At 46.7% G+C, this 12929-nt stretch carries 17 protein-coding genes and 1 pseudogene; 6 read left to right on the plus strand and 12 right to left on the minus strand.

Going from position 1 to position 12929, the window contains the following annotated elements:
- Positions 1–193: 193 nt before the first annotated feature.
- Both BM283_RS03825 and BM283_RS18620 read right to left on the minus strand, forming a co-directional pair.
- Positions 194–523, minus strand: a complete 330-nt coding sequence (locus tag BM283_RS03825; protein ID WP_090689814.1) for a KGG domain-containing protein — start codon at positions 521–523, stop codon at positions 194–196.
- Positions 524–938: 415 nt separating this feature from the next.
- Entirely contained in the window at positions 939–1106 is a 168-nt protein-coding gene (locus BM283_RS18620; protein WP_175492006.1) for a hypothetical protein, read from the minus strand.
- Between BM283_RS18620 and BM283_RS20455 the strand changes: the two genes are divergently transcribed.
- Complete coding sequence (locus BM283_RS20455; protein WP_368086399.1) at positions 1080–1259, plus strand: reverse transcriptase domain-containing protein; 180 nt, start codon at positions 1080–1082, stop codon at positions 1257–1259. The genes BM283_RS18620 and BM283_RS20455 overlap by 27 nt on opposite strands.
- Before the next feature lie 314 nt (positions 1260–1573).
- Here the strand turns inward: BM283_RS20455 and BM283_RS19835 are convergent, their stop codons facing one another.
- A complete protein-coding gene (locus BM283_RS19835; RefSeq protein WP_254776142.1) occupies positions 1574–1714 on the minus strand; it encodes a hypothetical protein in 141 nt (46 codons plus the stop codon).
- 71 nt (positions 1715–1785) lie between these two features.
- On the opposite strand from BM283_RS19835, the pseudogene BM283_RS20460 reads away from it, so the two are divergent.
- Positions 1786–1959: pseudogene (locus tag BM283_RS20460) on the plus strand (IS3 family transposase); the annotation flags it as partial.
- A gap of 200 nt (positions 1960–2159) precedes the next feature.
- Here the strand turns inward: BM283_RS20460 and BM283_RS03845 are convergent.
- Positions 2160–2462, minus strand: coding sequence for a hypothetical protein (locus BM283_RS03845; protein WP_090689828.1), 303 nt, complete (start codon positions 2460–2462; stop codon positions 2160–2162).
- A gap of 327 nt (positions 2463–2789) precedes the next feature.
- Positions 2790–4100 carry an ergothioneine biosynthesis protein EgtB gene (egtB, locus tag BM283_RS03850; protein ID WP_090689831.1) on the minus strand — a complete coding sequence of 437 codons (1311 nt, stop codon included), beginning with the start codon at positions 4098–4100 and terminating at the stop codon, positions 2790–2792.
- Here egtB and BM283_RS03855 point away from each other — a divergent pair.
- A complete protein-coding gene (locus tag BM283_RS03855; RefSeq protein ID WP_090689834.1) occupies positions 4099–4296 on the plus strand; it encodes a hypothetical protein in 198 nt (65 codons plus the stop codon). The genes egtB and BM283_RS03855 overlap by 2 nt on opposite strands.
- A gap of 355 nt (positions 4297–4651) precedes the next feature.
- On the opposite strand, the gene BM283_RS03860 is transcribed toward BM283_RS03855, so the two are convergent.
- Positions 4652–5521, minus strand: a complete 870-nt coding sequence (locus BM283_RS03860) for a hypothetical protein (protein WP_090689837.1) — start codon at positions 5519–5521, stop codon at positions 4652–4654.
- Positions 5522–5705: 184 nt separating this feature from the next.
- Here BM283_RS03860 and BM283_RS03865 point away from each other — a divergent pair, with 184 nt between their 5' ends.
- The 3 genes from BM283_RS03865 to BM283_RS03875 are packed head-to-tail and all read left to right on the plus strand — an operon-like array spanning position 5706 to position 8683.
- Complete coding sequence (locus BM283_RS03865) at positions 5706–6350, plus strand: TetR/AcrR family transcriptional regulator (protein WP_139225185.1); 645 nt, start codon at positions 5706–5708, stop codon at positions 6348–6350.
- Between the two features lie 23 nt (positions 6351–6373).
- On the plus strand, positions 6374–7420 hold the full coding sequence (locus tag BM283_RS03870; protein WP_090689841.1) for a metal-dependent hydrolase: 1047 nt from the start codon (positions 6374–6376) through the stop codon (positions 7418–7420).
- 36 nt (positions 7421–7456) lie between these two features.
- Entirely contained in the window at positions 7457–8683 is a 1227-nt protein-coding gene (locus BM283_RS03875) for an EAL domain-containing response regulator (RefSeq protein WP_090689845.1), read from the plus strand.
- Between the two features lie 8 nt (positions 8684–8691).
- On the opposite strand, the gene fghA is transcribed toward BM283_RS03875, so the two are convergent.
- The 6 genes from fghA to BM283_RS17930 form a co-directional block, all read right to left on the minus strand.
- Positions 8692–9543 (minus strand): S-formylglutathione hydrolase, encoded by an 852-nt coding sequence (gene fghA, locus BM283_RS03880; RefSeq protein WP_090689849.1) that lies wholly within the window; start codon positions 9541–9543, stop codon positions 8692–8694.
- A gap of 4 nt (positions 9544–9547) precedes the next feature.
- Complete coding sequence (locus BM283_RS03885) at positions 9548–10654, minus strand: S-(hydroxymethyl)glutathione dehydrogenase/class III alcohol dehydrogenase (protein ID WP_090689853.1); 1107 nt, start codon at positions 10652–10654, stop codon at positions 9548–9550.
- A gap of 232 nt (positions 10655–10886) precedes the next feature.
- Positions 10887–11510 carry a sirohydrochlorin chelatase family protein gene (locus BM283_RS03890; RefSeq protein WP_139225186.1) on the minus strand — a complete coding sequence of 208 codons (624 nt, stop codon included), beginning with the start codon at positions 11508–11510 and terminating at the stop codon, positions 10887–10889.
- A gap of 75 nt (positions 11511–11585) precedes the next feature.
- Positions 11586–12065: a hypothetical protein gene (locus BM283_RS03895; RefSeq protein WP_090689859.1), complete on the minus strand. Its 480-nt coding sequence runs from the start codon at positions 12063–12065 to the stop codon at positions 11586–11588.
- Positions 12066–12596 carry a CbiX/SirB N-terminal domain-containing protein gene (locus BM283_RS03900; protein WP_090689863.1) on the minus strand — a complete coding sequence of 177 codons (531 nt, stop codon included), beginning with the start codon at positions 12594–12596 and terminating at the stop codon, positions 12066–12068.
- A 93-nt stretch (positions 12597–12689) separates the two neighbouring features.
- Positions 12690–12899, minus strand: a complete 210-nt coding sequence (locus BM283_RS17930; RefSeq protein WP_175492016.1) for a hypothetical protein — start codon at positions 12897–12899, stop codon at positions 12690–12692.
- Between the last annotated feature and the right edge of the window lie 30 nt (positions 12900–12929).

Genomic DNA, 12929 nt, shown 5'->3' on the forward strand with positions numbered 1-12929 from the left:
TCGCCCGTTTGCGCTATTGTTGATAATTTGGCTGAATTGATGAGTAGGGTATTGATGTGGCCAGAAAAAGCTTAACTATTAATGAAGTGCTCGCAATCCACTCAATGCATGAGTAACGCAATCACAATCAAACGCTTCAAATTACACTTTGAAAGGCAACGCTTGCTAATGGCTCTGACTAGCTGCTGGCATTCTACTCATCCTTATCGCTACCATGGCTGCTTTTGCCACCTTTCCGACCAATCTCGGACATATGCTCCTTATCCTTACTGACTGATTCACCGCCTTTCCGGCCGATATCTGCCATGTGTTCTCTGTCCTTGCTGACTGTCTCACCACCTTTTCTGCCAGCTTCCCGTGCCTCCTCCGAATCAAACTCATGCGCAGTGCCTTTTTCATGAGCTGCTTTGCCGCCCTTGCTGGCTATTTCTCGCTGCTTGTCTTCATCCATGGAAGCAAAGCCTCGTTTATCAGTATGGCTGCCACCACTACCGTTTTTTCCTTTTTCTCTATCTGAAGTCATGATAAAGCTCCTCATAGTTAACTTCGCAATTTCTCCCTCAACAAAATTTTTACCTGCTTCCTGTAATGTCTTTGGGATCTTATCTCCGTCTTAAAAGGAGAATGATTCAATACTAGCTAGCAAATTTCTTAACTTCTGTTCGTTAACACACATTAAAGCGCTTTGGGTTAGAAATTTATAATCAACGGTTGATAACAGCTCTAACTATGCAATTAATATTCGTAAAGTGGTTTAATAAATCAGCATGGAAACCTGTTATGCGTCAAATAAATTTCACACTTATAAAATGGTGCATGCGCAAATACAAGCGGTTCAAATACAGTAAGGCCAGACATGTCAATACCTGGTAAAGGCTTTTGAGACGCAGCCTTATCTATTTGCGCACTGGGAAAGAGGGAATACGAGGTTCATTTGTTTAATGGGAGCCGGATGAAGCGAGAGCTTCACGTCCGGTTCTAAGAGCGGCTGAGGGAGAAGTTCTCTCGGCCGACTCACCGGTGGCATTATCAGTCCATTGCTGACAAATATCTTTTTGCACCTGGTCTTTGACAATTGGATGCAAACGCATTTTCCGTGTATCCATTTTAAACGCTATGCCGATGACATTGTGGTGCACTGTCGAAGTAAAACCCAGTTGAAAATGATAGAGCGGCAAATCAGACAAAGGTTTACCCGATGCGGTCTTGAGCTCTGCCAGGAGAAAACTAAGATTGTGTACTGCAAGGACTCAAACTGAGACGAGCAATATCCGAATCAGAGCTTTGATTTTCCGGGTTATACATTCAGGCCTCGAAGTGCTCGAGATAGAAACGGCAGATTCTTTGTCAGCTTCTCACCGGCAGTCAGCCGTAAAGTGTTGAAAGCAATGAGAGCAAAGCTCAAAGGGCATCCGTTGATTAAAGCGGGCTACAGTCAAAGTATTTCTGGGTTGGCGAAAGCATCCGATCGTTCAGGGATGGATCACCGATTACGGAACGTTCAGGAAATCAGTGATGTCGGCCATTTACAGCTACATCAACGTTAAGCTGTTGAGTTGGGCAAGGCGAAAATTCAAGTCGCTGCAGCGCCGAAAATGGCGTGCCAGCCAATGGTTGCGGCAACTATATCGGCAATATCCAACATTGTTTGCACATTGGCGTGTTTGGTATTGGGTGGCTGAATAACAAGAGCCGTATGAATCGAGAGGTTCATGTATGGTTTCGTGAGCAACTGAAGGGGACGGTTCCCTCCGGTTGACTTGACCACCGACCGAGCGGTTCTTTCGCAGCCTGAAATACGAACAACTCAACTATGAAAAATTTAAAATCAAAGCAGCAGCAAAATCAAGCGTAGTCGATTATTTGGCTTTTTATAACGACAGTCGCCGTTCACACTCGGCATTAGGCTACAAAGCCCCGATCGAATTCGAGCGAGAATTTTTTAACAACGCTGCCTGAATAGGTGTCCGGTTTTTGTTGACCATTACGGTACAGTTTTTGGGTACCACCTCAATAAACGAATTATATACATAATCAAGCGTCACGTAGAGTCTGACTCTTACTTCCTGCTTTTTGCAACACAGCATATATTTTTTCTTGCATTGTGTTCTGGCGGCTCCTCGCTGAAAGGAGGAGCCGATGCTGATCAGGTCAAACTGTTACTTCTGCTCACGTATACGATCAGCTTGCTCTTCCATTTGATCGGCGCTTCTCTCTGAAGACTCACGAGTGGCCTCGGCAGCACGGTCAGTAGAGGGTGAATTAATCAGTCCTGGATCTCGTTTTTCTACCCGATCGGCCGCAGCTTCTCCACTCTTACGCGTCATATCCGCTTTTTCTTCCATTCTATCCGCTTTCTGCTCCAGTACGTTTTCGCGCCTATTTTCTTCCCTGGAATCACATGCGGAAAGAATGAACGCTAACATCACGACAGTAAACACCACTTTCAAATGATTATTCATAATAGATTACCTCATTATAATTAAGAGTGAAGTTCCTCACTGAATAGTAAGGAGCGGAAAAATTTACTAGCGCCCGAACCTGGATTAGATAGGTTCAATATAAGAGCTATTTAAAAGTATAGCCGCTGTATTTACTATTTTCTGTGCGCTGGCGCACCAATAAGCGATTAAAATTCATTCGTTAGGCATATATTCTATTAAGAGACGTGCAAAAGAATATACTACTCCTCATTTTTCTTATCATTGGATAAATGAGTTTCTGTGAGAAGACCATGAAGTTTTTCGTTTTTTCAGAAAAATACCTACAATCCAGTTTGAAGCGAATGATCAGGTTGCGTCGCGTGCCAGTCGTATGCCTGTAAAGTACCAACTGGTACTGGCGGGTAAGAAGTTGCGGAAACTCGCACGGATCCACTTCTGTGGAGTAATACAGGAGCCACCCCTCAATACGTATTGGTTCACCATGGATCTACTATTATATTCGCCTACTGCCTCATCCCAGACGATGGACATGGGCTCGTGATCGTTCGGTTTTGCGGGGTTATAGCCAGGATAGCGCGAATAGCTTGACTGCGTCCATTCCCATGCGTCACCGTAGAGTTGAGCAGGCTCAGACTTACTGGTCACTATTACGGCAGAGGGGTGAAACCGGTTATTCTCGGCAAAACATCCTTCTATTTTCTGCTGGGAGGCGGCATGCTCCCATTCGGCTTCGGTAGGAAGCCTTGCATCCGACCATCGAGCGTAGGCCTCAGCTTCGTAAAGCGAGATATGGATAACTGGCAAAGTCGGGTCTAGCAGCGCTAGTCCGCAGAGTGAAAATTCCTGCCAGCTGCCATTATTATCACGCCAGTAGAGGGGATGCTCGCGACGGTGGGCTTTGATCCAGTCCCATCCTTCGGTGAACCAGAAGCTGGGGTTATGGTAGCCGCCTGCTTTCATGAATTCTAGATATTCTCCATTGGTGACGAGCCTGGATGCCAGTTGATAAGGGAGCAGGTATTGTTTGTGTCGAGGTGACTCGTTGTCGTAGCTAAATTCTTCTCCCTTATATCCGATCTCCACAAGCCCTCCTTCGAAGTGGCACCATTCGAGTGGAGGAAGAGCTGAAGCAAGCGGATATCTGGGAGCTGTTGGTGCAGGATCTTGCGCTACGATAAAGCAAGGGTTAAGCGGATTCTGCGATAGCAAATGCTTGATGTCGGTGAGCATCAATTCCTGATGCTGTCGCTCATGATTCATTCCGAGGATGGTTAAGGTGTTTACCATTTTATCATCAGCATGGTAGTTCAGCACCTGTGCCATGCGCTCGTCCACTGTTCGGCAGTAGTCGCGGACTACGGATAAGGATGGACGTGTGAATAGTCCACGTAAGGGATCCGGATGGGTCTGGCCAGACTTATTGTAAGAGCTGAACATGGTGTGAAATGCCGGGTGAAAAGGTTTGAATGGTTTCTCATAATGCTGCAGTACAAAGGTTTCAAAGAACCAGGCGATGTGACCAAGATGCCATTTCACTGGACTCATTTCCGGCATTATTGATTTTACGCAGCAATCCTCTTCGCTCAGAGGCTCAATTAGTTGCAGTGTGCGTGCGCGTATTGAGGCGTATTTCGCATATATTAAAGAAGATGCCATGATGCTTCTCCTGAAGGAAAAAGACGGGATTGAAGTGGCTCCCTATAACGTGATGGGTTCTTCCGTAAGGGTAGTAGACTTCATCAGGCGTAAAACTGTCAAGCCTTTGATGAAATCGTTCTTGAGGGTACCTGTCCAATTATATGAATACATCCTGCTTTACCTCCAACAGGTGATTGAATTCTTTGGAATATAAAAACTCTTACTTATTCTTCCATTTCTACATCAAACATGACGCGAAGGTAAGCCGCAGAAGTATCAATCATACGGTAAACAGGCAAAGAGAGGCCGACAAAGTCAATTTTGATTTGGAAATAAAACGATAGCGCGCTGCTAATTGTGGGACAGTTTCAGCATCATGTATAACTGCTAGCGCTAGTTTTGCCTTGAGTTCGCCCAAATAGGGTATGTGCTTGTTACTCACCTTCATTAAGCTTCTTTTTAATCTTGCCAGAGTTTAACAATCTGTCCAGTTTTTGGGTGTCACTTCACCCTTGTGTCGCCTGAACGGTGACACAAGGGTGAAGAGTGAGTGTTAAAAGTAGAATAAGTTAATTGTTAACTTTGACAAAAGAACCATTTTGTTTGACCCACACTTCATTAGTGAAGGCATCGGAGATACTACTGGCATCTGTGGCGAAACAGTCGGCTACAGTCTGGCTGGTAACAGTATTTTTGATCGCCATGGTGATGGGCGGAGTAATCGTCATACCAGGAATGCTGCCAAATTGTCCTTCGAATGCGGATGTCATGTCGTAGCAAACATCTGAGTTGATGATTAAATTGGCGCTTTCTGCCGGTGCATTAATGGTGCAATGCTTGATGTTGGAGAAATCACTTGCAAGAGATTGAAATGGGTTGGGAATGCCCGGGATGCTCATGGTAATTCCTTTTATGTCAGGGGGAGTGCCATTGCTGGTGGTGAGTAAGGAAATGCCCGTTGCAACAGCCTGGCGGGGGGGCTCACACAAATTGCTATTCGTGGGAAGGGGAATGCATTGCCCATTAGTCGTGACATTGACGACATTGCCGCTTTGTGTGTAAAACAGACCGTCAGGGCCATTGGCAGTGTTGCAGGCAGGAATACTGCCATTGCCACCCGAATTGGCAATATGGTTGATCATATTGGGCAGGCTGTCAATGAAGGTAGGATTATTGCCCCAAGGTCCGCCTAATACATAAACGCCGTTATCAGTCTTATTGACGCCTGCATGAATTCCTACTTCAGGGTAGTGTCTGAAGAGCCAAGGCTCAATACTTTGCGTAGCCTGATGGCTTGGGAAGAATTCACGATAAGTGTTTTCAGCCCAGTTGAGCAAGGTTTCAGCATCACCGGCAGTATCTGCTGATGCAAAATGGGCGCTGCCCAGCAGAGCAAGGGAACAGGCAGATAAAATAAACGGCTTCATGCGTTGTTTCATATAAATAACCTCTAATTTAATTTATTGAAATTTATTTTTATTGAATTGGCTAGAGTATCCTATCTTTATATCGAGATAAAAAATTGCGAGCATGTTCTCTTATTTCTTATAGGATATAAAGCACAATTTAGCTAATTAAAGTGTATTTCTCGCAATCGAGAAGCAATCGCTTAAGGAGGGCAAGATGATAACAGAAAGTGAAAATATCCGTGATGACATTGTCAATACTGCTGTTGCAATTGCTGCGCGTACTTCGTGGGAGGCCGTTCGTTTTTATGATATTGCGGCTGAAATGAATATTTCCTTGGATGAGATACGCAATTACTTTCGTGAAAAAGAAGAACTGGTGGATGCCTGGTTTGATCGGGCAGACGGCATCATGCTCAGAGAGGCAAAGACTGCTGATTTCTCAATACTGACGCCGCAGCAGCGTATTCATGACCTCATCATGATTTGGCTGGATGCCCTGGCGGTTCAGCGCAAGGTAACATGTCAAATGATTTTGGCAAAGCTTGAACCCGGGCACATCCATATTCAGATGCCGGCAGTGATGCGCATTAGCCGAACTGTGCAATGGATTCGTGAAGCAGCGCAACGTGATGCCACATTTCTGCGGCGTGCGCTGGAGGAATCGGCTTTGACCACTGTTTATCTGATGACGTTCTTTTTCTGGATGCGCGATGAAACACCTGCATCGAAGCGTACGCGGCAATTCCTGAGTCGCAATTTAGAATTGGCAATGTGGCTGGGAGAGACTGTTTATGGTGGTGCCAAGCCAAGTGCCATCCTGACACTAGTGTCTCGTATCAGTCCATCTTCCAGCAGATAATCGACTCACTGTCATCCCATGCGATGGATACCTTGACTCATGCCTTAAGCGGTGCCTTGCTGGTGCGTGCAGCCGAACCAGTGCTGCCGAGATTAAAAGCGCTGCCAGTGCGTATCCGCCTTATCGCCGGCATGACGGCGGCAGCTTTTCCTGATATGGATGTGGTATTACGGTTAATTGATACGCTGATCTATCTTAACTGGCATCAAGGCCCCACCCATTCATTCGTGATGTTGCCGTTGTGGGCATTTCTGCTGGCACATTTATTTTCCAAGGTTGCGCGCGGCCGTTATTCATGGCAGCTTTTTTTGATTCCGTCCGGTCTTGGAATCGCCATTCATATTACAGAAGATTTGATGACGTCCTATGGAGTGATGCTGCTGGCGCCTTTTTCTACCGAACGATTTTCTCTGCCGCTCGCATTTGTCGTTGACTTATGGTTCAGTGCCATTATCATTTTGGGGCTGGTCATGAGTTACATTTTTCCAGAAAAGAAGTCTATCGCTGGCTCTGTACTCATTTGCTTGATTATTTATGTGGTATTTTTATTCACTTTGCATGAACGGGCCAGGAATATTGGTGTGGCCTATGTCCAGAAAATGGCCCTCCCTGATACAGAAATCAGGGTATTACCACAGCCTTTTTCTCCCTTTAACTGGCAGATCATTGTCATACAAGGAGAAATCTATCATACTCTATTGATGAAGTTATTATCGAGTTCTTCGGCAATATTTCCTGATCATGGCATATTATCAAAAATGCTTGCCGCTTATCAGCCGCTAAATTCAGCAAAGTGGCAGCAATATAAGCGGTTTGGTGATATTCCTGTTGATACCATGCTGGTACGTGAAGCCTGGCATCAGCCTGCCTTGGCAGATTTTCGACGGTTTGCGGTATTTCCGCAATTCGATAGAATTGATACCTCTGAAAAAGGGGTATGTATCTGGTTTTACGATTTACGTTTTAAATTTCCCATGCTGCCCCCATCGTTTCGCTATGGCGGGTGCAGGGAAAACGAGAGCGCTAAGTGGTATTTGCAACGCCAAAAAGGCGCTTTCTGGATTGATTAAACGGTTGCTCATTATTTTTCCCTGGAAAGGAACATCATGATCGAAAGATCTGCGATCAAGATTTTAATTCTTGACGATGATAAGCTTATGCTAAAAATGTTAGCACGGATGCTGGCAAACCACGGATTTACTTCCGTTGTTTGCTGCGATAATGGGCCGGATGCATTAGTGCAGGTGGATAACGAGGCAACCCGGCCTGATCTGATATTGCTTGATTTGAATATGCCAGGAATGGACGGGATCGAATTTGTGCGTTATCTCGTTGAGCGGCAGTTTGTGGGCAGCCTGATTCTCGTGAGCGGCGAGGATGAGCGTATGCTGAGAACGGCTGAGAGATTGGTGCAGGCGCATAAAATTCATATGCTGGGTTATCTACAAAAACCTGTCAAACCTGAAGCAATGCTGGCTTTGTTGACGCAATGGGCGCCGCCAGCACCAATACAGCCATCTAAAGCTATAAAAACATATAGCGGAGAAGAAATCAGAACCGCTATTAAAGAAGGCGCGCTAATCAATTATTACCAACCCAAGGTATCGGTTGCCAGTGGTGCAGTAGTGGGGGTCGAGGCATTGGTGCGTTGGCATCATCCTGAAGATGGCCTCATTTTTCCAGATCAATTTATCCATGTGGCGGAAAAACATGGCTTGATCAATGATTTAACTCAGTTCGTCCTTTTACAAGCATTTATACAAGCCAAAAAATGGCAGCAGGAAGGGTTTGAGCTACGCGTTTCTGTCAATGTTTCGATGGATAATCTGACTTCTTTGGATTTCCAGGATCAAGTTGTTAAGCTTGCTGCCGATGTTGGAATTTTACCGCAAAAACTAGTGCTGGAAATCACCGAGAGTCAGTTGATGGGAGATATGCGTGTCTCGCTCGAGATTCTGACGCGGCTGCGCTTGAAGCGCTTTCATCTTTCCATTGATGATTTTGGTACCGGACATTCTTCACTCGCGCAATTACGCGATATACCTTTTGATGAGCTCAAGATCGATCAGGGATTTGTCCACGGCGCCTCGAAAAATGAAACGCTGCGTGTGATTTATGATGCAAGTCTGGCATTGGCCAAGCAATTAAACATGGAATCAGTGGCGGAAGGGGTCGAAGATAGGGATGACTGGGAGTTACTGCGCCTTACTGGCTGTGATCTTGCGCAAGGTAATTTTGTTTCCAAACCATTACTGGCCGAAGAAATTCCTGCGTGGATAAAAGTTTGGCTAAACAGGGTACAAACGGAGCTTTTGGTAGCGAGCTCAAACTGATTAAAACGCTATAGCTGACTAAGCTGATTATAATGATGCTGTAAATGATCTGCCATGAAGGTGCTGATAAAGTAATAGCCGTGGTCATAGCCATCATGGCGGCGTATTGTCAGGGATTGCCCATGCAGCTGGCAGGCTGCTTCAAAACGATCGGGTTGCAATTGTTCTGCCAGGAAAGGATCGTTGAGGCCTTGATCAATGAGGAGTGCAGGTAGCCGATGCCCCGCTTCGATCAAGGCGGTCGCATCATGTTTGCACCAATTTTCCCGGGACGCGCCCAGATAATGACTGAACGCCTTCTGGCCCCACGGGCAGTGTTGCGGAGCAGCGATCGGAGCAAATGCTGAAACGGATCGATACCGCTCTGGATTGCGCAGCGCAAGCGTTAAGGCGCCATGGCCACCCATTGAGTGACCAAAGATACCGACACGATTCTGCTCTGCCGGGAAATGGGACAAAATAAGTTGGTACAGCTCCTGTGTCACATAACTTTCCATGCGGAAATACTTTGACCAAGGTGCTTCAGTCGCATCCAGATAAAATCCTGCACCTGCACCCAACTCCCAATCGCCTGCTTCACCTGGAATACCTGTCTCGCGAGGGCTGGTATCCATACTGACCAGCATGATACCGAGTTGAGCAGCCATACGTTGTGCCCCTGCCTTGATCATGAAAGTTTCTTCCGTGCAAGTCAGTCCGGCAAGAAAGAAAAGGACGGGTACTGAGCCGTGCTGAGCTTGCGGGGGTTGGTAGACCGAAAATCGCATCGGCAGGCCGATGGTTTCTGATAAATGCTGATAGAAACCTTGTGTACCTCCAAAACAGCGATGGCTACTGCGCGTTTCCAGATGAGTCGTCATGCTGTTAATAAATCACGACCGAGCGGATGGATTGGCCTGCTTTCATCAATTGAAAACCTTCATTGATATTTTCCAGCTTCAGTGTATGCGTAATCAAGGGATCGATCTTGATTTTTCCCTCCATATACCAGTCGACTATTTTGGGAACATCGGTACGACCGCGAGCCCCACCGAAGGCAGAACCTTCCCATTTGCGACCGGTGACCAACTGGAACGGACGCGTGCTGATTTCAGCGCCGGCTGCTGCCACACCAATAATGATGCTGCGCCCCCATCCCTTATGTGTGCACTCCAGTGCCTGACGCATGACTTGTGTGTTGCCGATACATTCAAAGCTGTAATCGGCACCTCCGTCGGTCAATTGCACGATGGCATCAACAATATTCTCTGTTTCATTGGGATTGAGGAAATGCGTCATGCCGAATTCCCGCGCCATTTTTTCGCGCGTCGGATTAATATCCACACCGATGATTTTATCAGCACCGACCATTCTGGCGCCCTGGATGACATTCAAACCAATGCCGCCGAGGCCGAATACTGCGATATTGGTACCGGCTTCTACTTTTGCGGTAAAAACGACAGTGCCAATGCCAGTAGTGACCCCACAACCGATATAGCAGACCTTATCGAAGGGCGCATCCTTGCGAATTTTGGCCAGTGCAATTTCAGGTACGACTACATAATTGGAAAAAGTGGAAGTACCCATGTAATGCAGGATCGGTTTTCCATTGAGTGAAAAGCGGGAGGTGGCATCCGGCATCAAGCCGCGACCCTGGGTACTGCGAATGGCCTGGCATAGATTGGTTTTTCGGGACAGGCAGAATTTGCATTCACGACACTCGGGCGTATACAAGGGAATGACATGATCGCCTTGCTGCAACGATTTGACATCAGGACCGGTATCAACCACGACACCTGCGCCTTCATGCCCCAGAATGGCTGGAAACAGTCCTTCCGGATCAGCGCCGGAAAGGGTGTAATAATCGGTATGGCAAATGCCGGTTGCTTTGATTTCAACCAGGACTTCGCCGGCTTGGGGAGCCATCAAATCGACTTCTTCAATCGTGAGGGGTTGTCCTGCCTGCCAGGCAACAGCGGCACGTGTTTTCATACTCGATGATTCCTTTTCGTTTGATCAGATGATATTAAGTGCTCTTCCAGAATGTCAGATAGTCAGCATTCAAAGTCGAGCCAGCTATGGTCAAAATATTAACGTATCATTGGCGTGATAGGGAGTTTTTTTGTCAAGAATTCAGCATGAGTTAGTGAAAACGAAGTTTCGCCAAAACGCAGTTTCGTTAAAATGCAGTTTTGCTAATACAAAATTGTAGCATACAGCAGATTCATTTATTGACCCCGAGCTGTACCATGTCTGCCTTGATTTGCTCCTCAACCCATTGGGCAAACAAGGGATGTCGCGCAAATCCAGAGCCGAGCTCATATTCCAATCCAGCCAAAAACTTTTTCTCATGCCCTTCGTTCATAATCCGTACAGGAATAACAAGTGCGCTTCCTCCTTGCTTTTGCGCTTCTTTAACCATGGTACGCACTTTTTCAATCCAGGGGCCACGCTTATCTGGCCAGTCTTCGCGCCAGGTCGCCATTCTGATTGCACAAAATTCATTACCGCCTGTTTTGCGCATGCGCATGTGCATGGCGAGTGCTTCCAGTATTTGGAGCCATGGCTCGTTTTGCTGGTCATCTTCTGAGCCATGTGCGACCAGAATGATGGTTTCTTTGGCCGCATCTTTGGATAAGGTGCGCGCACGATCAAGCAGGGCAGCTGCGAATAGCGGGTGTGCTTCCATTTCTCCTGTTGTGCGGATGCGAGTAGGGATGCTTTTTATTGCGCCATACTGTACAAATCCTTGCCTGCCATGAATTTCATGCACAGATGTGTTTTGAGCCTTGTTTTCTATATTCAGCCCGACCATGCGTTCAATCTCCCGCCGAAAGCTTTCTTCCATGGCAAAGATCCGCACGATAATGGCTGCTTTGGCACCGCGTCGTTCCAGCTTGCGAATGGCGCGCTCAATCGTGGACTAATCTGCCATCGAAAATACGAATTCGATCTGGTAACGATTCATCAATGGCTGTACCGCTTCGCGCATTTGCTCATTCCAGTCAAAATCCGCCCCATGTACCAAGAGAACTACTCCAATATTTTCCGGTGTGAGCGGCTGACTCAGGTTGGCTTCACGCTGTAGCCAAATGCTCAGGCTGCCGATGTTGCTTTGATTATCGGATAGCAACCGCATACCAGCGTGCAGTAATTGTTTGAGTTTGCTGTCCAATGAGATCATGCTGTCATGCTTGGGGCCAAAATGAAACGGTACGACGATGGCTTGGGTGTTATTGTCCCATTCCTGTGCTGCACGGCTGTGAATGAGCGCTTGTTCCAGTAGCGCAGCGTGCTGATCCGCTTCTTCGTCCTTTCCATCATAGGCGATGACTACCCCGAGTGATCTAAAACCAAAACCAGCAGCGGCTCTTTCTGTGATACGCTGCCAATCTTTCTGCATTTATTGTGCGTTGCCGGGATCAGTTGCGCTATATCCAATAACAAGTACATGAGTATGAGAGGGTTGTTCAATAAAACGAAATTTATCCCCCAAATCTTCGACTGCGAAAAAACTTTCACCATAAGGACGGGTATATGAGATAGGTACAGTTAATGGCTGACGTGACAGTAGCTCGCGCGCGAGCTGGTAACGCGGGTTGGCTGTGGAAATGAAGAGCGGGAGGACTTTCATGCGTTCAGCCCCTTTATCTCGCAGGGTATTCAGGCTGATCTTGAGATATTTTTCTGTATGCTCGTCGGTGACAAACACCAAGGCAGCGTTATGATTCTCTGCAAATGACGCAGATGCATCCCGGATCTCTTCATTGCCAACAAAACCACGATCCGTAGTCAAAACGAGAAAACCAGTCTGATTCTGGGATGGATGACTTTTATTGGCCAGAGCATGGCTAGCCAAGAGTATCAGCGCTAAAACAAACAGACTTGCTTGGTAAAAGTATTTCAGGATTACGATGTGCTTGGGTATGTACATGATTTCCCTCCCTGGTTACGCACCAGGCGCTATCGTCATGGAGATACAAAGCTGTTATAGCCTAACCAGTTAAGAATGATTCAAAAAGAATTCTCATCTAAACCAAATATGACGTGAAGGCAAGCTGTAGACAATATCAGTAGTACGGCAAGAGGAGCCGACAAAGTCATGTTTGATTAGCTGGATCGGGTCGGGGTAACGGATTGTATCCGTTACCTCTCCCACACCACCGGACGTGCGGTTTTCCGCATCCGGCGGTTGAACCCAGTAACTTAAGCTGTCACAAAATCTGATGGAACCCATAATCCCCATCGTTTCAGCCTTGCCTTATTG

Origin of the sequence: Nitrosomonas sp. Nm34 (assembly GCF_900113925.1) — a bacterium.
In the GTDB taxonomy this organism is placed as follows: Bacteria; Pseudomonadota; Gammaproteobacteria; order Burkholderiales; family Nitrosomonadaceae; genus Nitrosomonas.